The sequence below is a fragment of the Myxococcales bacterium genome (assembly GCA_016703425.1).
GTDB lineage: Bacteria > Myxococcota_A > Polyangia > Polyangiales > Polyangiaceae > JADJCA01.
In genome coordinates, this window is the sequence record JADJCA010000007.1 from 218566 (window position 1) to 239601 (window position 21036).

Annotated in this window: 14 protein-coding genes; 4 read left to right on the plus strand and 10 right to left on the minus strand. The window is 68.6% G+C overall.

Annotation, left to right across the window (positions count from 1 at the left end):
• Nucleotides 1–6 precede the first annotated feature (6 nt).
• A complete protein-coding gene (locus IPG50_12915) occupies nucleotides 7–1002 on the minus strand; it encodes a beta-lactamase family protein (GenBank protein MBK6693085.1) in 996 nt (331 codons plus the stop codon).
• A 199-nt stretch (nucleotides 1003–1201) separates the two neighbouring features.
• Between IPG50_12915 and IPG50_12920 the strand changes: the two genes are divergently transcribed.
• Nucleotides 1202–1684, plus strand: coding sequence for a hypothetical protein (locus IPG50_12920; GenBank protein MBK6693086.1), 483 nt, complete (start codon nucleotides 1202–1204; stop codon nucleotides 1682–1684).
• Between the two features lie 35 nt (nucleotides 1685–1719).
• On the opposite strand, the gene IPG50_12925 is transcribed toward IPG50_12920, so the two are convergent.
• The 4 genes from IPG50_12925 to IPG50_12940 all read right to left on the minus strand — a co-directional run bounded on the left by IPG50_12925 (nucleotide 1720) and on the right by IPG50_12940 (nucleotide 8447).
• Nucleotides 1720–3030, minus strand: coding sequence for a DUF1552 domain-containing protein (locus IPG50_12925; GenBank protein ID MBK6693087.1), 1311 nt, complete (start codon nucleotides 3028–3030; stop codon nucleotides 1720–1722).
• A complete protein-coding gene (locus tag IPG50_12930) occupies nucleotides 3027–4625 on the minus strand; it encodes a DUF1588 domain-containing protein (GenBank protein ID MBK6693088.1) in 1599 nt (532 codons plus the stop codon). Before IPG50_12930 ends, IPG50_12925 begins: the two co-directional genes overlap by 4 nt.
• A gap of 40 nt (nucleotides 4626–4665) precedes the next feature.
• Entirely contained in the window at nucleotides 4666–7515 is a 2850-nt protein-coding gene (locus IPG50_12935; GenBank protein MBK6693089.1) for a protein kinase, read from the minus strand.
• Between the two features lie 74 nt (nucleotides 7516–7589).
• Nucleotides 7590–8447, minus strand: a complete 858-nt coding sequence (locus IPG50_12940; protein MBK6693090.1) for a hypothetical protein — start codon at nucleotides 8445–8447, stop codon at nucleotides 7590–7592.
• Nucleotides 8448–8551: 104 nt separating this feature from the next.
• Here IPG50_12940 and IPG50_12945 point away from each other — a divergent pair, with 104 nt between their 5' ends.
• The 3 genes from IPG50_12945 (at nucleotide 8552) to IPG50_12955 (ending at nucleotide 13731) form a co-directional block, all read left to right on the plus strand.
• Entirely contained in the window at nucleotides 8552–9961 is a 1410-nt protein-coding gene (locus tag IPG50_12945) for an MATE family efflux transporter (protein MBK6693091.1), read from the plus strand.
• Between the two features lie 183 nt (nucleotides 9962–10144).
• Nucleotides 10145–11734, plus strand: a complete 1590-nt coding sequence (locus tag IPG50_12950; GenBank protein MBK6693092.1) for a trypsin-like serine protease — start codon at nucleotides 10145–10147, stop codon at nucleotides 11732–11734.
• A gap of 383 nt (nucleotides 11735–12117) precedes the next feature.
• Nucleotides 12118–13731 (plus strand): trypsin-like serine protease, encoded by a 1614-nt coding sequence (locus tag IPG50_12955; GenBank protein ID MBK6693093.1) that lies wholly within the window; start codon nucleotides 12118–12120, stop codon nucleotides 13729–13731.
• A 36-nt stretch (nucleotides 13732–13767) separates the two neighbouring features.
• Here IPG50_12955 and thiC read toward each other — a convergent pair whose 3' ends face one another.
• From thiC to IPG50_12980, 5 genes are all read right to left on the minus strand, one after another.
• The gene (gene thiC, locus IPG50_12960; protein MBK6693094.1) at nucleotides 13768–15549 is read right to left on the minus strand and encodes a phosphomethylpyrimidine synthase ThiC; all 1782 of its coding nucleotides are present in this window, start codon (nucleotides 15547–15549) and stop codon (nucleotides 13768–13770) included.
• Between the two features lie 84 nt (nucleotides 15550–15633).
• Entirely contained in the window at nucleotides 15634–17484 is a 1851-nt protein-coding gene (locus IPG50_12965) for a TRAP transporter large permease subunit (protein MBK6693095.1), read from the minus strand.
• A complete protein-coding gene (locus IPG50_12970; protein MBK6693096.1) occupies nucleotides 17481–18653 on the minus strand; it encodes a TRAP transporter small permease subunit in 1173 nt (390 codons plus the stop codon). The genes IPG50_12965 and IPG50_12970 overlap by 4 nt, the downstream gene beginning before the upstream one ends.
• A gap of 146 nt (nucleotides 18654–18799) precedes the next feature.
• The gene (gene dctP, locus IPG50_12975) at nucleotides 18800–19837 is read right to left on the minus strand and encodes a TRAP transporter substrate-binding protein DctP (protein MBK6693097.1); all 1038 of its coding nucleotides are present in this window, start codon (nucleotides 19835–19837) and stop codon (nucleotides 18800–18802) included.
• 172 nt (nucleotides 19838–20009) lie between these two features.
• Nucleotides 20010–20969 (minus strand): hypothetical protein, encoded by a 960-nt coding sequence (locus tag IPG50_12980; protein ID MBK6693098.1) that lies wholly within the window; start codon nucleotides 20967–20969, stop codon nucleotides 20010–20012.
• Nucleotides 20970–21036 lie beyond the last annotated feature (67 nt).

Genomic DNA, 21036 nt, shown 5'->3' on the forward strand with positions numbered 1-21036 from the left:
CTTCGCCTAATCCTCGAGCGGACAATGAACCGTGCCGGCCGGCCCCATGGACCGGGGATTGTCGCCATAGACGTCAGGCGCGACGGGCATGAGCTTGCCGCCCTCTTCGAAATGCGCCCACGGCTGGTCCACCGTCGCCGGCGCCGTTGCGGCAGGGCCGAAGCCACACCGATTCATGCCGAGCGGCGCGAAGAGGCGCTCCTTCATGAGCGTCTCCCAAGATTTTCCCGTGGCGCGCTCGAGGACGACCCCAGCGGCCATGTAGCCCGTGTTGGAGTACGCGAAGCTTCCAACGGGCACGCCCGCAGGCTTGGCGAGCGTGGCGTAGACGACGCGCTTGCGCGTGACCTCCGGCGCCTCGGCGCGCTCCGCGGCGGCCCACATGTCGTCGAACAACGCGGAGGGGATGTCCTCCGCGAAGCCGGCGATGTGCTGGAGCGACATCTCGACGGTGGCGGACGCGAAGCTCGGGTCGACAACCGCGTCGGGCAAGAGCGTCGCGATCTTGTCGGTCCACGCGAGCTTTCCCTCTTCCACGAGGAGGCCGACCAGCGTGGCGGTCATGGCCTTGGTGCAAGACCCGAGATGCCACACGTCGCTCGACGTGACGGCGGTTGGATCGCCGAGCTTGCGGACGCCCGCGGCTCCTGCGCCAACGAGCGCACCGTCGCGGTATGCGGCTCCCGCCAACGCCGGAAGACCGTGGGTCTTGCGCAGCGCCTCAAGCTCCGACGACAGATCAATCGGCGCACCGGCGGCTGCCGCCGCATCCACGGCAGACGGTGCGGCCGCGTCGGGCTGCGCCGAGACCGGCGGGGCAGAGTGGTCGGCTGGCGCTGAGCAGCCCGCGGTCGCGAACAGCGTCGCGAACAGCGTCGCGAACGGCGTCGCGAACGGCGTCGCGAACACCGCCAACGTCGCCGCAAGGAGACGCGCGACGCGCCGCCATCGACGCGATTCGTGGCAAGCCGAAGCGTTGGAGACCACGACGCTGTGGAGCATGAAGACCGCGGTGCAACGGGCGTACCGCAACGGCCGTGCGCGGCACCCGCACCTTTCCCGGCCCGCGACCACGGGGCTGCCGATCGATCCACGCGAACGCGCCGTTCGCCGAAACCGGTACGCTCGTGTCACCGGCCGTGCAACGGGGCGAGGAACTCCACGCGTTGCGACTATCGCAGACGATGCTAGAACCGCCGCCGTGAAACCTCTTCGAGTTGGCCTCGCTTGCGCCCTCACCGTCTTGTCCCTTGGCTGCTCCGAGGCTTCGCCTTCGTCCGACGCCGATGACGTCACCGAGGAGAGCGCCGACGAACTTCGCGCGAGCCACGTATTTCGGTGCTCCGTGCTGGCCAACCAGCCGGGCGGGGCCGAGCCGGTGTACTTCCTTCGTGTCTCGGGGTCGCGCGTGACCTGGAACAAGACCAAGTCCTTCTCGAAGTCTGCCGGCGCGCGCATCGCTCCCCGCGACAAGGCGTACACGCCGCAAGGAACGAAGACCTACGCTCGCTACGAAGGACACTTCACCGAGAGCAACCATTTCTGGTCGCACGACTGGCGCCTCGACACGGACCTCTTGACCGGCGGCCGCGCGATGCAGAGCGGAGATCTCGGCGGGTTCGCGATCTTCGGCACGCGCATCGATTGGTACTCGAGCGTCAAGTACGTCTGCTTCGCGCAGTAGCCGGAAGCGGCTGCGGGCCGCCCGGCGAAGTTCTTCTACGATCCCAAGAAGAGCCCCCGCACCGGGCCACAGTCGCGCTCCTCTCCGAAGCCCTGAGCGTCGATGCCCATCACGCGCAGCAGCGAACAGCCGAGGCGATGATACGTCTGCGGCCCCTCGCTCACGAGGCGCGGTCCCGGCAGGAGGCGCCCCGAGGCGCCCCCCAAGAGAACGACGGGGATGTCCTTGAGGCCGTGCGGCCCCGTCGCCAGCTCGTTGCCCCACACGATGAGCGTGTGGTCGAGCATGGTCCCCTGCCCTTCGGGGAACGAGTCGAGCATTTGAGCGAAGCGCGCGACGTGACCGGCATACCAACGGTTCACGCGGACGAGCAGCGCCGTGACGTCGCCGCCGCCGTCGTCACGATGCGCGAGCTGGTCGTGAAAGTCCTGCCCGATGCCGAGCCAATCGAAGCGCCACTTCGTCCCCGAATACCCCATCGGAAACGTCAGGACCTGCGTGAGGCCGCAGCCGAGCGCCACGGCGGCGAGCTCGAACATCGTGTCCATGAGCGCGGGGACGTCGGCCTCCCGCTGGCCCAAGGCCTGAGGCTTCGCCGGAGCGCACCGGCCTTGCGCGGCAGGCCTCGCCGCCATCACCGAGAGACGTCGCTCAAGCTCGCGAACGCTCGTAGCGTGAATCTCAAGCTTCTCGCGCTCGGCGCGCGAGAGGCGCTTTGAGAGCGACGACAGGTCTCTGGCCGCGTAGTCGAGCACCGAGCGATCCTCGGCGAGCTTGGCCAGCGCGCGCTCCGGGCCCTCGACGGAGGCGCCGAAGAGCTGCGCATAGAGCCGGACCGGATCGGTAGACGTAGGAATCTGGCGCCGCGCTCCCTGGTACGAAAAGGACCGGCGATGCGCCTTGAGCGGCGGAATATCCGAGGCGAGCACCCCGGCGTTGAGCGTTGGAAACGGCACCGTCGGCTGGAGGACACCGCGGACCATCTGATCGAGCGACGGCCCCATGCCCCAAGGGTCGTCGAAGGCGCCCTCGCTTCGAACCCCGCTGTAGAGCCCCGCGAAGCCTTGATCGTGGCCGTTGCCCGCGCCGCCGGCCGTGTTCTCAAGGCCGCGAACGATCGTCGTTCGCTCTCGCAGCCGCGGCACCGACAGGATCGGCTCCAAGATCGACGACGTCATCGACGCGTCGGGCCAGAAGGCCTTCTGACTGGTCCCGTTGCCCTGCATGAGGAGCACGAGCCGTGTCGGCGTTGGCGTATCGGCGCGCAGCGTGCGCGTGTGCGACGCCACGAGCGGCAGGAGCCCTCCGGCGGCGAGGAGCTTTAGAACATTGCGGCGGCTCGTCATGGCTGAGGCCTCCGCCACACGAACGAGTCGCGCGCCACGTAGCGAACGAGCGCGTCCGTCGCTCGTCCCGCGGCGAGCCCCTCGGCGAGGTCGCGAACGTCGGCGCTCCTTGCCTCGCGCCTCCCGGATGCAAAGCGGTACACCTGCCGGGCAAAACACCGACGCACGTCGTTGCTCTCGGCGAGCTTCTGCCCGAGCTCACCGGCGCCACGGAACGGCCCCGCGACGTCGGTGCCGATGAGCTCGCCGCTCGTATCAACAGGGCGGCCGTGCTCCCGCTCACGGCGGCGGCCTATGCTGTCGTAGCCCTCGAGACCGAAGCCGGCCGCGTCGATGGCCGCGTGGCAACCGGCGCACGCGGGATCTTTCCCATGCACTTCGAACTTCTCGCGCGTGGTCTTCGCGGCGTCGAGCGGATCAACGGTCAGCATCTGCGCGGCGATGGGCGGCGCCGCGAAGTCGTCACAAAGCATGCGCGCGCGCACCACGAGGCCTCGGTCGACGGGATTGGTTGCGTCGGCCGTCGCGTGAACGGCGAGAAAGCCCGCAAGCGAGACGATGCCTCGGCGAAACGTCGGATCGGTGGGCGTGCCTGCGGCGGCGTCGGGCGGCGCGAGGAGGTCGGCGCCGTAGACAGCGCCGAGGATCGCCGTCGGGAACGCGCGCGGCGTGGCGAAGAGGGCACGCAAGGTTCCATCGCCGCCGTGGATGGTGGCGTCGATGAAGCGCGACAGCTCGCGGTCCATGTCGTCGCGGAGCGCCATCGAAAACGCCGGGTGCGCCTCGGGAAGCTTGTAGAGCTCGGAGAGATCGGCGACGCCGAGCCACGCGCGCACGAGGCGCTCGACCTCGCGCCGCCCGTCGGCTGTCGCCAAGAGGTCACGGGCCGCGCGCTCGCGCCCTCGCGAACCGTCGAGCTCTCCGCGCTCGGCGGCGGCCAGGAGTTCAGCCGTGGGCCGCGCGCCCGTGAAGAGAAACGAGATGGCGCTGGCGAGCTCGTGCGGCTCGAGCCGCACCAGCGAGGTCGAGGGGTCGACGGCGTCCGGGCTTGGTGGCGCGACCTCGGGCCCGAGCTCCGTGCGGTAAAGCGTATGCGGCGACGGAAACATGGCGTTCGCCACGACCCTCGGGCCATCGAAGGGGGCGCTCGCAGCGGCCTGTGTCGAAACGTCGAGCAACGCGAATCGCGAACGCTCGTCGGTCGAGAGCCATCGCCCGTAGAGACGGAGCGCGAGGCGCTCGGCGAACACGGAGATGCACCGCTCGCGAGGCTCGGAGGCGGCGCACACGAAGCCTCGCGCGAGCGCCGGGGCCACGGCGTCGGCGAGCTCGACGAGCGCGTCGAGCTTCGGCCCCGTCACGACGAGCGCCTCGTCTTGGTTGTCGTACCCGTCCACGTTGGGCTCGCTCGGCAACGTCACGGCGACGTCGGGAGCGAGCGCCCTCGCGACGCCGGCGAGCTCGTGGTTCGAGAGGCGCCACACGCGCGCGGGGAGCGGACTCGGGGCGTCGTCCGCCGGCGCCCGCTCGGGCGCCGAATAGCAGGCCGCGAAGGCCAGCATAAGGAGCCACGGGAGCGCGCGCGACCTCGTCACCGCGCGATGATAGCGCGGCGAGCGTGGGGTCGTTTGTGGCCTACTTCCGCGCGACCTTCGGCCGCGTGGTGGGCGCGTCGGGCGTCGCCATGGGGCTGCCCATCTTGCCAACCATCTTGCGCGCCTCGGCGAGATCGGGGTGAAGCTCGAGCACCTCTTGCAGCACGCTCCGCGCCTCGGCGCGCTTGCCCAAGGTGTCCAAGACCCGCGCCAAGAAGAGCCGCGGCTCCGGTGAGCGCTCGCGCAGGGCCCACGCCTCCGTCGCGTGACGCGACTCGCGGTAGTCGCCGGCCGCGTAGGCCGCCGTGGCCCACTTCTTCATCGCTTGCGCGTCGCCGGGCTTCGCCTTCGCTTGCGCACGGGCCTCGGTCAGTCGCTTGAGGTCGAGCGCGCGGTTGTCGTGGGGGCGGCTCTCGGCCTTCTCCGCCTTCGCGCTCTTGGTGTCCGCCTTTTCCGCTTTGGACTCGGCCGAGCCCTTGGCTTCGGTCGCGGCGGCGACGGTCGGAACCGACACGGTCGCCTCGTTCTCCGTCGGCGGGACCGCTTCGACGACGGGCGCGGCAGGCGCCTCGCCGGGCGCGACAGCAATCGCCGCAGGAGTCGCCGCCACAGCGGCGTTGGTGACCGTGGTCTCGCCCGTCGGCATGTCCGCCGTCGCCGGAGGCACGTCGACGAAACGCGCCTCTACCGCGGGAGCCAGCTTGAGGCCGACGTAGCCCGAACACGCGAGCGCGCAGACGATGGCGGCGCTCATCAGCTTGCTCCGACGTGGGCGCGGCGCGGGCTCCGGCACGACGAGCGACGCTTCGAGCGCTTCGCGCATCGCGGCGGCGTTCTCGAACCGATTCTCGGGCTTCTTCGCCAGGGCCGTCACGATGAGCGAGTCGAGCGCCTCGGGGATCGCGCGATGCGGCGCGCGAACGCGCGGCGGCTCGGGGATCTCGCGGAGGTGTTTGCCCATCACCACGACGTTCGACGGGCCGTCGAAGGGCGTCGTGCCGGTGACCAACTCGTAGAGCACGCAGCCGAGCGCGTAGAGATCGCAACGGCCGTCGACGGGCTCGCCGGCGACCTGCTCGGGCGCCATGTACTCGGGTGTTCCGAAGATCGCGAAGCCGCGTTGCCGCTGCTCGTCGCCTTGCGCGGCGACGTCGGAGAGCGCCATGGCCACGCCGAAGTCGACGAGCTTGAGCCCGCCGGTCTTCAAGAGGAAGAGGTTGGCAGGCTTGAGATCGCGGTGCACGACGCCCGCCGAGTGGGCCGCTTCCAGCGCACGCGTCACCTCGATGGCGATGGCGACGGCCTCCCGCCAATCCATACCGCGAGCGGAGCGCAGGTATTGGTCGAGACTCTGCCCCTTCAGGAGTTCCATCGCCAAGAAGACGCGGCCGTCGAGGGCTCGCCCGAAATCGTAGAGGACGCAGAGGTTCGGGTGCGACAGCCCCGCGATGGCGCGCGCCTCGCGACGAAACCGATCGACGGCGTCCTTGGCGGAGCCGTGCTCCGGCGAGAGCACCTTGAGTGCGACGGCACGCCCCAGCTCCACGTGTTCGGCCTCGTAGACGGCCCCGCTGGCGCCTTCGCCGATCTTCGAGAGGACTCGGTACGGCGTCCCCGCGAGCGGCGCGTCGTCGTTCATGGCGTCGGCCACTTTGGAGGCGACCTCGCTGCGCACTGGCGTGATGCGCTCCTTGATGAGCGGACGGGCTTCCTTGAGGAGGCGCGCGAACTCGGCGCGGCAACGCTGCGGCTCGTGCGCCCAAAGGGTCTTCATGAGCGAAGCGACACGACCACGCACGCCGCGCTCGCCGCCCTTGTTGGACTTCGCCTCCTGAAGAATGCGTCCAAGGTCCGCCGTGGCTCTCGACGCGCTCGGATAACGCCCGTCGGGATCGTTGGCGGTGAGCTTCTCGATGACTTCGTCGAGGAGTGCCGGTGCGCCGATTTCGGCGGCGATGGCCGGGACGCGGACCTTGCCGGCGGCTGCGTCCTCGAGGTGCTTCTGCGGATCGCCGGTCAAGAAGCGGCGGCCCGCGCACAGCTCCCAGAGCATGATGCCGAGGGCGTAGACGTCGATGCGGCCATCGCCGACCTGCTGCCGCGCGACTTCCGGCGCGACGTAGCCCGGCTTCGCGAAGACGACGCCGGCCACCGTGTGGCAGCGCCGGTTGTGGCCGCGAGCGGTGCCAAAGTCGATGAGCTTCACCTCACCGGCGTAGCCAATCATGACGTTCTGAGGACTGAGGTCGCGGTGCACGATGCCGAGCGGCGTTCCGTCGGAGCCAGCGCGCTCGTGAACGTGAGCCAGCGCCTGCGCCATCTCGATGCACATGGCCACGGCTTCGGGCCAGTTGATGCGGGCGCCGAGCTGGATGGCTCGTTGCCGCACGTCGGCGAGGGAGCGACCCTCGACGTACTCGACGACGACAAAGGGCTCGCCGCTCTCGTCGGTCGACGCCTCGATGACCTGCGCGATGCCCGGGTGATGAAGCTGCGATTGAACGCGGGCCTCGTCGAGGAAGCGCGCGAGGAACGAGCCGTCGTGGATGTGGTCGCGACGCACGGTCTTGACGATGACGGGCCGCTCCGCGCCCTCGATGCCGGTCGTGGCGGCGAGGTAGACGTCCCCCATTCCGCCGCGCGCGATGAGCTTGAGGAGCAGGAGCCGGCCGCCAAAGACCGACGGCACGGGGAACCCTTCGTCGGTCGCGGCGGAGAAGCCTCGTTTCGAGTCCGGCGCGGCCGGCACGGACGCCGCGGTGGCTGGCGCCGCCGCCTCCAGGGCGCCGTCGCTCGCCGCGCCCGTCGCGCTCGCCGCTTTCGCGTCGTCGATTGTGGGGCCTTGCTCATGGGTGAGCGACTCGCGCGCTTGGATGCTCTCCGAGACCATGGGCCGACGCTACGGACGGCGCCGAAAACGGCCAACTTTAGCGCGGGGGTCGGCGGCCCATCGCCACGGCGTGCCTACCGCGCGTCGCAGGTACCGGCAGCCGGCTTGTCGAGCTCTTCGAGCTTCTTCTTGGCGAGGACGCCATCGGGCTGTTTCGCAAAGCGCGCCGCGGCGGCTTGGTACGCGAGGCGAGCGTTGGGGCAGTCCTTGAGGAGCAAATACGCCTCGCCCATGCCGAGCAGCGTCTTGCCAAGGACGTTCGACGGAGGTTGAAAACGGAGGACGCGGTTAAACTCGCCGAGCGCCGACGCGCCTCGTCCTTCTTTCACGTCGGCGTCGCCCATGAGGAAGAGGACGTCGTCGGCCTTCTCATCGTTGGGGTAGCGGTTCACGTATTCGCGCCCCAAGCTGCGGAGGAGGTTGAACTCCTTCTTGTCGTACGCCGCCTGAAGCGCCGCGTGGTGCGCCGTCTGCGATTCGGGAATGGCTACCGGCGGCGTCTTCGCGCCGTGCGCTTCCTGGTTCCGTTTGAGCTCGTCGAGGCGGGCGTTCTGCTCGGCGCGCGTCGTGGCGACCTCCTTCTTCACCTCGTCGACGGCGTGGCTGGTCTCGTCGAGCCGGCCGGCGATGGTGTTGAGGCGCGCGCGTTCCGTCATGAAGTCGGCGCCTCGGTCGGCGTTGGCCTTGAGCGCCTGATCGACGCGGGCGATGGCGCCCTCGACGGTCCCCTTCAACCCTTCGACATCCTTCTTGAGGGCCGCCGTCGCTCGCTCTTCCTCGGCGATGCGCGCCGTCAGCGCCTCGTGGTCGCGCTGCATGGCGAACACGCCGCATCCGCCCAGAAGTGGCGCCCAGAGCGGAATCAGAAGCGCGAGCGGCGGAACGAGCGTGGAGCGCCGCGTGCTCGTGCGAAGGCGTGACGGATTCCTCATGCTCGCGCTTTATACCGCCGCGGGCGGGCCCGGAGCGAGCTTTCGCGGCCCCCTCGGCCTCCACCTTGTCAATCTGCGGTGGGCCGCGTAAACACCGAGGGTCGATGGCGAGTCTCCCCAGCGGTTCCAAGGGTGCGGCGGCCGTCGATTTTTCGGCGAACCCCTACAAGACGATCTTGCGCCTCGCGGCGCCGACCATCGTGGCCATGCTCTCGCAGAGCGTCGTCAACGAGATCGACATCATCTTCTTTAGGATGCTCCCGGCGCCAGAGGACTCGAACGCCCAAGCGGCGCTGATGCCGTGCCTCATTCTCGTTTGGCTCTTTGGCGGCTCCATCAGCGCCATCAGCGTCGGGACGCAGGCGCTCACGGCGCGCCGCCTCGCCGAGGGCGATCACAAGGGCGCTGCCGCCGTGCTCACCAACGCGGCCCTCTTCTGCCTCATCGCCGCGCCCATCAGCACGGCCCTCGCGTACCTCGTCTTGCCGCACATCTTGGGTCGACAGCTCCCGCCCGACGCCCTCGGCATCGCCGTCGGCTACGCGCGCTGGCGCCTGCTCGGCATTTTCTCGATGGCGATGACCTTCGGCCTGAAGGGCTTCTTCGACGGCATCGGGCGCACGCACGTTCACTTCTGGGCGGCCGTCGTCATGAACGTCTTCAACGTGCTCTTTTGTTGGCTCTTCATCTTCGGCAACCTCGGGGCTCCGCGCATGGGCGCCGCCGGGGCAGGTCTCGCCGCGTTCCTCTCCACGTGGATTGGCCTCTTCATCATGATCGGCTTCACGCTCGTGGCGCGCGACGAGTTCCCGATCCTTCGCGCGAGCGCCGTCTCGAAGACCCTCATGGCGAGCATCCTCAAGCTGTCGATCCCCGCGGCGCTCGCCACTGCGGTCATGATGTTCGGCTTTCAGCGCTTCTTCGACATCGTCGGAAAGCTCGACAAGCTCGCCGTGGGTGGCACCGGCGAGGCCGTCAATGGCGCGGCGACGACGAACATCATCGGCGTCCTCAAGCTCACCTTCACGGCGTGCATCGCCTTCGGCACCTCAACGGCGACGCTCGTCGCCCAAGCGCTCGGCGCCAAACGCCCGGCCGACGCCGAGCGGTTCGGTTGGGCGAGCGTTCGCCTCGGATTGGTCGTTTTCGGCGTGGTGGGACTCGCGGAGGGCGTGCTCTTCACGGGGAACATCGTCGACTTCATCACCGACTCGCCGGCCGTTCGCGACGCGACCATGGTCCCCATGCGCATCATGGGCGTCGTCACGCCCATCTTGGCCGTGGGCATGATCGTCAGCGAAGCCCTCTTCGGCGCCGGCAACCCAAAGTTCGTCGCCGTGGTGCAGTTCATCTTGATCTTCTTCGTGCTGCTGCCGCTCGCGTACCTCTTCGCCATCGTCTTCGCGCTAGGACTTGTCGGTATCTGGCTCGCCGCCTGCGTGTACGTCGCCCTCGCGGCGGTCGCGATGACGCTCAAGTGGAAGGGCGGCTCGTGGAAGACCATCGAGCTCTGAACGGCGCGCGTCGAAGCGTGAGCCGCGGCTGACTGAAAAAGCCCTGTGCCCCGGATCCAACCCCGTCGTGGCCGATCCAGCTAACGGAGCCAGCCTCCCAACCTCCGCCCCCTCGATTCTTCGAGAAAACGTCGCATTCGGGCGACACCCACATGTGGCACAGAGGATGCTCGAAGAGAGCGCATGACTCTCCGCGCCCTCTCCCCTCTCGCCCTCCTCGCGCTCCTCGCAGGTCCCGTCGCGTGCAGCGCCGAGGCAGGCGATCCCGAAGCCGACGACGAAGAATCCGCGATTATCGGCGGCCAGTCCTCCGGCAGCAGCGACGACGCGGTCGTCGCCATCTACCGACGCAACCAGCTCTACTGCACCGGCACCCTCGTGGCGAAGAATGTCGTCGCCACGGCGCTGTACTGCGTGTCAGAGCGCGACGAAGCGGCCCGCACGGCGGTCCCCATGCTCGGCGATCGGGTCCGGCCCACGGAGCTCACGATTCGCATGGGCACGAAGCCGACGAGCAAGACGAGCGCGACGGTCTCGAAGGTCATCGTGACCGATCCGGTGAAGGCCGAGTCCGGCGTCACGGTGCCGATGACGTCCAACAACATCGCGTTCCTCTACGTCCAGCCGGTCGATCCGGCCTTCTCGAAGATCGTCCCGCGCCGCGTCGCGACGCGCTCCGTGGAGCAAGGCTCGACGGTCACGGTCATCGGCTACGGCGGCGCCAGCGAGCAAGTCGTCCGCGGCGGCACCCCGGAGCGCCTCCGCAAGGACGTCGAGGTCAAGCTCAGCGTGAAGGAGCGCGGCCAAGACGCCGAGGGCACGTTGGAGAACGGCCAAACGGTGACCTGGAAGAACAAGTCCCGCGAGTTCGTGACCTCCACGGTCGCCTGCGGCGGTGACAACGGCGGCCCGGCCTTCGACAGCCAAGGCAGCCTCGTGGGCATCGTGTCCGCGGTCATCGGGAGCTGCGTCGAGGGTTCGCTCTCGGTCTTCACCGACGTCCCGTCTCACGCGGCCTTCGTGCAGAAGAGCATCAGCGAAGCCAAGACCATCGGTTGCTTGAACGACGACGAGTGCGGCAACGCCACGTCGGGTCAGGTCTGCGACGGCAAGACCAACCGCTGCATGCGCGGTTGCCGCGCCGGCGGAAACGGCTGCGCAAACGGAGCGACCTGCTCGGTGCAGGGCCGCACGTCGGGCGCGCAAGGCATCTGCCGCAGCACCAGCGGCGCGCAAGACGCGAGCGACCCGAGCTACGATCTGGGTGCGTACGTCCCGCCGGCTCTCCCCGGCATGACGTGCCCCGGCAATCCCTTGTGCCCGACGACGCCCGCGACGCGCGAGTGCCGCGTCGACGACGAGTGCCGCGGCGTCAACGGCTCCAAGCCGCGCGTCTGCGACATCCCTGCGGGCCGCTGCCTCGACGGGTGCCGCGTCGCGACGGCCGGCATGTGCGCCGTGGGCCAGGCCTGCGGGGCCTACGAAGAGGATCCGCTCATCGGCATCTGCCAGCTCGCGAAGCCCGCGGCGCCGCCGCCCGGCCCGCCCGCCTCGCCGCCGGTCCTCCAATCGGAGCCGCCCGTCGCGGCGCCCGCCGCGACCACCGAAGCGCCGGCCGTCACTGCCGCCGCGAAGAAGAAGAAGAGCGCCGCGAAGGCCGATGACGGCGGCTGCTCAGTGAGCGCCTCCTCAAACCGAAGCGCGTCCGCTTGGCTCACGCTCGCGGCACCGATGCTCGTCGCGCTGCTGCGCCGCCGTCGTCGCGCCGCCTGACATCTGAAAGCCGCGACGGCGCGGACACGAGGCCCGGCTGCCCGGGCCTCGCGGTCATTTTGTGGATCGACGCGGCGGGTCGACGAGGCGATGTCGCCCAGCGAGACCTTGCTCGCGCGAACGATCCAATCGGCACGGGTCCCAACGCGCGCTCGTGCTGCGAAGCGCACCGAGGCGCCCCGCCGGACAAGTCGCCGAGCTGGCGACCGGCCGTCCTTAGGCGCTCGTGACCATTACGATTTTCGCTCCGGTCGAGGTGCCCATGGTCCAGCGGACTGGACCCCGTTTGCCCCAGTGCCGGCGAACGGCGTCCAGCCCGAGCGGGAATTTGCGCCACGGTAGGTACCTAGGGGTGGTCCGGCGATTGCAGCGACCACCTCGCCATGCGCCTTCGCCTCCTTCTACCCATCCTTGCTGCGACCGCTTTTCCCCTCTCGACGGCCTGCTCGCAGGCAGCCAGTGAGGACGAAGGCACAGAAGATGAGCTCGTCGGCGGCGAAGCCTCGGGCGCGGAAGACGACAACGTCCTCTTGCTCGTCAAGGACGGCAAGCCCCTGTGCACCGCCACGCTGGTTGCGCCCAACGTGCTCGTCACGGCGCACCACTGCCTCGGCATCGCTCGCAACGGGCGCGTCGCGACGACCTTCCAGCCCGGCGAGATCACGGTTCGCCTCGGCGGGACGCCGGGCGAGAAGGCAGCGGCCGTCGTCACGAAGATCTGGCGGCCGCAGGTGACCGAGCCGGCGGCGGCCGGAACGACGGGTGGCGCGGCGACCGGCGGCGCCGCCGGTGCCCCCGGTACGACAGGCACCGGCACGACGCCGACGGAGCCCGCAGCGACGGAAGGCACGCGCATGGAGTCGGCCGACATCGCGGCCGTCCTCGTGCAGCCGCTCGACCCGGCGTTCGATCGCCTCCGCCCGCGGCGCGTCCGCGACCGCAGCATCTCCGAGACCGAGACAGTGCGCGTCGTGGGCTGGAACGCCAACGGTCCCGACGGCCGCATCGCGTCGCTCAAGCGCATGAAGCGCTCCGGCGTCGACGTCCTCGCCGACGCGACTCAAAAGACCAGGGTCGAGTCGCCCTCCGACAGTGCCATCACCGTCACCAACAAGGCTCGCGAGTTCGTGACCGAAGCGGTCGCCTGCCAAGGCGACGACGGCGCACCGGCCTTCGACGATCAAGGCAACTTCGTCGGTCTCGTGGCTGCCGTTGCGGGCCCCTGCGCCGCCGGCTCCCTGTCGGTCTTCACCGACGTGGTCGCTCAGCGCAGCTTCATCACCGGCGTCATCGCAGAGATGCAGCGCCTCGAGTGCGCGACGGACGCGAAGTGCGCCACCGCGGGCCGCATCTGCGACGTGGCGACCTTCAAGTGCGCCGACGGCTGCCGCACCGGCAGCGTCACGTGCGCCACCGGCCAACGGTGCGCGGCGCCGAGCGAGACGGCGGGCGTGCCCGGCGTCTGCAGCACCGGAAGCCCAACCACGAGCTCCGCGGGCGGCGACGCCGGCACCGTCGTCACGCCCATCGGCGATGGCGGCGCATCGACCCCGGCTGCTGCATCATGCACCGATCAGAGCTGCGGCGGCACGACCTCCGCGCCCAAGGTCTGCAACGCAGCGAAGAAGGAGTGCGTCGCTGGCTGCCGCGTCGGCGCTTCACCCGGCATGTGCGCCACCGGCTTCGACTGCAAGGCTTCGGCCGAGGACCCGACCATCGGGTCCTGCCAAGCGAAGGCCATCACTGCGCCCGCCGCGCCGCAGCTCTCACCGCCGGCGCGGGCCTCTGAGCCCGCGGGCTCCGGTGGCGTCTCCACCGGCGAGGACGCGCCGACGTCATCGGCCGGCGCCGATGCGGGCGCCAAGGCCAAGAAGAAGGCGGCCGCGAAGGACGAAGGCGGCTGCGCCGTCGGTCATGTGGGCTCGAAGAGCGCGGCGGGGGGCTTTGCCCTCCTCGCCTTCGCCCTCGCGTGCATCCGTCGCCGCCGCGCGGCCTGATCCCGGGCCAAGCCGCTCCGAATCACGCTCAGCGGCTTAGCTGCTCGTCGCCGACGAATCCCCATCGCGTGAAAGGCGAAGCTGAACGAGCCGCGCCGTCTCGGCGTCGGTCGCGACGTCGGAGTGACACGACGCCTTCGCGCCCTTGGCGGCGCCCACGACCACGCGCGTCTTCGACGCGAGCTTGTGGATCTCTTCCGGCGACAGGACGCCGCGCTGCTCCAAGATCTTCTGCTGCTCTTCCGTGAGCGCGGGGCTCTTGAGGACGCGCTCGCGCGCGAACCCTTCGGCCTTGCCGCTCGCGAACTCCACGATCTCCTTGCTGATGCGAACGCTGCACCAGTCGTGGCCGCACATGCCGCAAAAATCCGTGTCGACATCGAGGTCTTCGTCGTGGAGCGCTCGCGCCGTGTCGCCGTCGAAGGCGAGCTCGAACTGCTTCTCCCAGTTGAGGGCGGCGCGGGCCTTCGTGATGGCGTCATCCCAATCGCGGCTACCGGGAATGCCCAACGCGACGTCGGCGGCGTGGGCGGCGATCTTGTAGGCCACGCAACCTTGCTTCACGTCTTCCGCCTTCGGGAGGCCGACGTGCTCCTTTGGTGTCACGTAACAGAGCATGCTGGCCCCGTGGTACGCGGCGGCCGTCGCGCCGATGCTGCTGGTGATGTGGTCGTAACCAGGAAAGGCGTCGGTCACCAGCGGGCCAAGCACATAAAACGGCGCGCCGTGGCAGAGGCGGCGTTGCACCTTCATGTTCCACTCGATCTGATCGAAGGGCACGTGCCCGGGGCCCTCGACCATGACCTGGCAGCCCTTCTTCCACGCGCGCTCCGTGAGCTCGGCGAGCGTCTCGAGCTCGGCGAGCTGCGCGCGGTCGGACGCGTCGCCGAGGCCGCCGGGGCGAAGGCCGTCGCCGAGGGAGAAGCTGACGTCGTACTCGCGCATGACGTCGCAGATCGCGTCGAAGAGCGTGAACATGGGGTTCTCGCGGCCGTGGACGAGCATCCACTTCGCGAGCAAGGAGCCCCCGCGCGAGACGATGCCGATGAGGCGCTTCTCCACGAACGCGAGGTGCGCCCGACGAACGCCGGCGTGGATGGTGAAGTAGTCGACGCCCTGCTTCGCCTGATGAAGCACCGCGTCCAAGATGACCTTCTCGGAGAGCTCCTCGATCTTCCGGCCGATGATCATCGAGTAGATGGGCACGGTACCCACGGGAACCGTGGACGCACGAACGATGGCGTCGCGACACGCGTCGAGATCGCCGCCCGTCGAGAGGTCCATGATCGTGTCGGCGCCGAAGCGCACGGCGAAGCGCATCTTGTCGACTTCAAGGTCGGTCCCCGACGACACGGGCGACGCGCCGAGGTTCGCGTTGACCTTCGTCCGCGAAGCGCGGCCGATGGCCATCGGGTCGAGGCCGTAGCCGAGGTGAACGCGGTTGGCGGGAATGATCATCCGGCCCGAGGCGACCTCGTCGCGCACCGCCTCCGGCGACAGGTGCGGCTCACGCTCCGACACGCGACGCATCTCGGCGGTGACGACGCCGAGGCGCGCGTGCTCGAGCTGCGTCTTTGCGACGAAGCCCGCCGGCGCGACGGCGAAGCCTGTCTGCTCATCGCGACGCCATCCGTCAGGGAGGAAGTCCCACGCGGTCTTGGCGGACGGCGCCGGCATGCCCGGCGTGTCCGGCGAGCTGTACGCGAGGGGCCGGCCCACGGCCGGCGCGTTGGCGAATGAACCGGGGTTGGTTCCCTCGGCCGCCGTCGACGGATTCAGCGCCCCGCGCAGCGGCAGGTCGGGGAACGCGTTGGACATTGCACCACGAGAGAGTGTCGCCATGCCGGTCAGTTAGGCCGGCGGGCCGGGTGCGGCAATGGAGATCGACGCCGCTAAAGCGCTCTACTTCGTGCCGCCCTTGGGGGGACACGGACCAAAGTCCGGGTTGCAGTCCTCGGGTTTCGCGGCGGGCGCGCTCGGCGCAGCCGGTGCACCCTTCGGATCGCAGGGTCCGAAGTCGGGGTTGCAGTCCGCGGCCTTGGGTGGCGCGCTGCCCGCCGGCGCGGGGGTGCACGGCCCGAAGTCCGGATTGCACGGCTCCGCCGAGCCGCCGGTTGCGGGCGCCGGCGTGCAGGGCCCGAAGTCCGGGTTGCAGGGGGCCGCCGGTGTAGCGCTCGTCGTCGGCGCCGTGGGCAGGGCGGGCTTTTCCGGCACGCGTCCGTCGGGCCACTTGGCGCGATCCGCAGGCGTGCACGGCTTCGGGTCGGTCGGATCGTTTTGCACGCACTCGAGGAGCCACGCTTCGCGCGGAGGGCGATCCTCTTTCGCGGCCTTCGCTCTCGCCACCTCGATGTCACCGGCGACGCCGACGTTCGAGAACCACGGCACCGCCGAAACAAGGACCAACGCGAACGTGAGGATGCCCGCGAAGGGCAAGACCACTTTGTAGAGGCTCGCCACAGGTCTGTTGAACCGGAAGCTCGCAATAAAGAGGTTCAGCCCCAAGGGCGGCATGCAGTAGGCGATCTCCAGGTTCAAGATGAAGATCATCCCGAGCTGGAACGGCGACATGAACTCCTCGGGCCTTCGAATGCCAAGGTCGGCCACGAAGGGCAGGAGCAGCGGCACGGCGACGAGGATCGCGCTGAAGCCTTCCATCAACATGCCGAGCACGAGGAGGAAGACGTTCATCATGATGAGGAACTGCCACTTCTTCTCGATGCCGATCTTCAGGAGGAAGTTCAGGACATCGGTGGGAATGCGCTGGTCGACGACGAACGCCATGATCGCGTTCGCCATGGCGAGGATCATGATGATGGCGCCGGCCATGGCCATGCTCGCCTTGGTGATGCGCCCGAGGTCCTTCTTGAAGGACAAGTCCTTGATGACGAAGAACTCGACGAGCACCGTGAAGGCGGCCACGAGGGCCGCGCTCTCGTCGATGGAGGCGAGGCCGCTGCCGAGGCCAACCATCAAGATGAGCGGGATCAAGAGTTCCCACTTGAGCGCCCAGGTGGCGCTGGCCATCTCGGCGAGGCGAGGAGGCTCGCGCACGACCTTCTCTTTGACCCCGATGTATGCGGCGTAGAGGCTCAAGAGCACAATGACGAGGAGCCCCGGCACCACGACGGCCTTGAAGGCCATCGCGAAGTCGACGTGCGCGACGAGCGCGAAGACCAAGAGCGGCAGCGAATAGGGCAAGAGCAGGCCCACCGAGCCGCCTGTCGTCACGAGACCAAGAGCAAAAGCTTCGGAGTATTTCTGCTTGCGAAGCGCCGGGTAGAGGAGGCCCCCGATGGCGATGATGGTCACGCCGCTGCCGCCCGTGAGGAGCGTGAAGACGGCGCTCGCGACGACGGCAACGATGGCGAGGCCGCCGGGCAACCACCCGAGGTACGAGCGCGCGGCGCGCACGAGCCGGTCGGCGGTCTTCGCCTCGGCGAGCACATAGCCCACGAAGGTGAAGAGCGGGATGGTGACGAGGATCGGTGAATCGGAGAAGTGCGCGTCGAGGATCGGGGGCGAGATGAAGCGGAGGTGCCGGTACTCAGCCTCCTTGTGGAGGAGCCAGGCGAGCTCGGCGCTGCCGCCCATGATGGCGAAGAGCGGCGTGCCCAGGAGCGCGAGCAGCGCGACGCCCGCGGCGACGAGCCCGCCCCAGAAGGCGATGCCGGAGACGGCCGCTCCGCCGATACCGAGACCGACCTTCGCGGCGCGGCTCATGTTGCCCTCGTTCGGCGTGGGCGCGCTCACGAGGCACCTCCCGTCGCGTCGGCGTCGGCGGGTCCGTGAACGAGATGAGGATTCTCCTCCTCGTCGCCGTGCGCCGAGTCGGGGTCGAAGCTCACCTGCCGCGAGAGCACGAGCAGCACACGGAGGACGAACTTGATGCCGATGACGAGGAGGCCGAAGGGAAGAATGAAGTTGAGGTCGCGCACCAAGAGCCCCTGTGCGGCCGCGCCGCCGGGCGCGGACACGGCCGGCATGCGCGGGTTGGCCACGGCCTCGGGCCCGACCATCAAGGCGTCGACGCCCTCTTTGGGAAAGTGCTTGGTCCAGCCGTCGTAGGAGTCCTTGAGCCACGCGTTCCAGGCGCCGCCGGACATGTCGTAGCTCTTGCCGGCGAGCACCCGCGGGAACGTGCTCACGTCGAGCGAAATCTGGCGGCCTAGGAGGAAGAGATCGCTCGCCATGCCTTTTTGCGCCGTGGCGAGGCGCTCGCCGACGGGCGTGTCGCAGAGCTTGCCGCCGCCGCACGAGCGAAAGGCCTCGGCGTTGAACTTCGTGACGGCGATGCCATCGACGAAGGCCCAAGAGGCGGCGAAACACACGGCGGCGGCCGCGAGCCACCCGACGATGGCGATGGGCATCACCGCCTTCTTCGGCAGGTAGCGCGTGGCCACGTCGATGTTGATGTGCTTGCCCTTGGACGTCGCGATCGACGCACCCAAGAGCGCGAGCCACAGCGTGAGCCGCGTCACGAGGCCGCGAAGACCACCGATGAGCATGATGGCCGACGCGTTCTGGATCCACGCGCGCATGTTGGTCGCGTACTCCTGGCCGCCGTTGGGCCAAAGGCGCCCCAAGAAGAGCCCCACCACGGCGGCGCCGGTCACGGCGAAGGCGTGCATGCGCACGCGCGCCTCGGGCGCATCGCTCCGGGGCCGCATCGCGAAGTGCACGACGAGCCCGAGACCAATGGACGAGAGGATGGACCGAAAGATGAGCCCCGCGACGTTGCCGCCGGGCGTGTAGAACGACGAGAGGCCGCTCAGCGAGACTGAGAAGCAGAGGACGACGATCTCGGTCAGGATGACGACGACCGCGAGCCCCTGCTCCAGCCGCGTCCACGACCGATCGAGACGCAAGAGCGGCGCTCCCCACGGGCTCGGGGCGGCTTCGGCTTCCGTTGTTTTCGCCATGGGCGGGGAGCGTACAGCGGCGGCGGCTCACGGAGCGAGCATTTCGCCGACGTTGCGAAGCCGACGACCCCCGCCTGCGAGGTCACAAAAAGCGAAACGCGGTCACCGGAGCGGGACCGCGTTTCCGAGTGCGCTCGAGCTGCGGCTCAGCGCTTGTTCTCGGGGAGGAGCTTGTTCCAAAGACCGGGGTCGAAGAGCCCCTTCACCGCGGCGCGGGTCTTCTTGAAGACCTCGTCCCACTCGGCAGCCTCCGCCGGCGTCAGCTCAACGACGTTCTTGCTCTTCTTCATGTTGGCGAGCGCGGCAGCGTCGAACTGACGGATGTTCTTGGTTAGCTCATTGCCGTAGTGCTTGCCCGTTTTGAAGAGCAGTTCGCGGTTCGCCTCGCCAAGCGCCTCGAGCTTCTCCTTCTTGATGACGAGCGCGCCGGCGGCGAAGGCCGGCGTGATGAGCGTCACGTGGTTGACCTTCGAGGCCCATTGGAGCTGCTCGGCCACGAAGGGCGCCGTCGTCAGGACCTCGATGTCCTTACCGAGGTGCGTCGACACTTCGGTCAGCACCATGGGCTTGCCGATGGCGCCGGGAATCTGCGCGAGGAGCTTGGGCGCGATGACGTCACCGGGAAGGTGGAAGACGCCCTTGCCAGCGAAGTCCTTCGGGGTCCGCGCGGGACCGCTGACGGTCATGATCTTCGCCGCGCCGATGTCGCCAGCGCCGAGGATGACGAAGCCCTTGTCGTTGAAGCGCTTCTCGATGTCAGCCTTGCCGGCCTCGCGGTACTTGTCGAGCTCGGGCCAGTTGGCGTACGCGCCCGGCATCTGGAAGAGGAGGAAGTTGACGTCGATGGCCGAGAGGCCCGTCGCCGTCATGGCGGCGCCGTGCTTCACGCCGTTCTTCAGCTCATCAAGGATGCTCTGCTCGTTCGACGAGTTGAAGTACCACTTGAGGTAGACCTTGCAGTCGCTCTCCTCGAGCACTTCGTCGGACCACTTGGTGAACTGCTTGGACCACTCGGAGCCTTGCGGCGCCAGGGTGACCATCTTGAGCTCGTGCTCGGGGGTGATGAGAAACTTCCCCGTCTTCGGCTCCACGCACTCGCTCTTCGGCTTCTTTGCTTCCGCCGTGAAAGACACGCCCAGCACGAGACCGAACGCCGCGACCGCCGACACCAACTTTCCGAACATCCTAGACCTCCAAGACGAACAAAGACGAAGACCACATGAGACGGCTACTGGTTGACAAGACTGGGGAAAAACCGGGAACTCAACTGCGCCGTCGCACGCACCCGCTGGGTTCGACGAGGCTAGCCCTGCGGCGATTCACGCGCCACCGCACTGGGGCAAAAAGTGCCGCGTTTTACTTCTTTTTCCCCGAAATCGGCCCCTTCGGCGTGGGGTCCATGCTGCAGAACTCGAACATTCGCTTTTCCGTGAGCCAGCGCTTGGCGCGCTTGCGGGCCACGGCGTTCAGGAGGCGCAGCTCGGGCTTCTCGTCGGGCGCCGCAAGCACATGGGCCAGCGTCTGCTCGTAGAGCGCCGCGTCTTGCTTCGCGCAGGCGTAGCGCGTGGCGTACGCCATGTGCACCGTGAGCGACTTCTTACCCGTGGCTTGAAGCGCCTCCTCGAAGAGCTTCTTGGCCTGCGCGACCTCGGCGCCGGCGCTGCGCGCGTGGTAGGCGGCGAGCGCCGTCAGGCCGGAGAATCCGTTGTAGCCGCGGTCGAGCTCGACGGCGTGCTCGAGGAGCGCGACGCCCACCCATAGGTCGGCCACGATGGCCGGCTGGTCCTTGTTGAGGGACGTCCGTGCGAGCCACGCGTAGCCGAGCCAGAAGAGGTTCGGGGCGTCCTTCTCGGCGCTCGTGAAGTTCTCTTTGAGCCACGGGCGGAGCGTGGCTTCGCCCTTCTTGGCCGTATCAAAGCCGTCGGCGCGCTTGCCGATGAGCTCGAGGCCGTAGCCGATGGCTCGCTCGTAGGCGAGGTTCGCCGTGTGCTTGTAGTGCGCCTCGAGGTCGGCCTCGCCGTTGTCGTGCGCCTCTTCCATGTGGTCTTCGCAGAATCCGTAGCCGTAGCTGGTCCAGCCCTTGGTGAGCAGAAACAGCGCGTCGGTGTTGTCGGGCGCGAGGCTGTGCATCCCCTCGAATTGGACGAGCCCGGCGCGCGCCGCCGACTCGACGAGATCGAGATCGCCGATCGTGTCGAGGACGCCGGCAGCGTTGCGCGTCGAGGAGATCTGACCGTTGACGAGCATCGACTTGATGCAGCCGACGTTGGACAGCGCGAAGGCCATGGAAAGCGTGATTGCGGCGCGGGAGAACATGCGCCGGTTCTACGAGGCTCGCTCTTTGCTTGTCAATCGCCGCTGCCGAAGGCCGAGCGGATTTTGG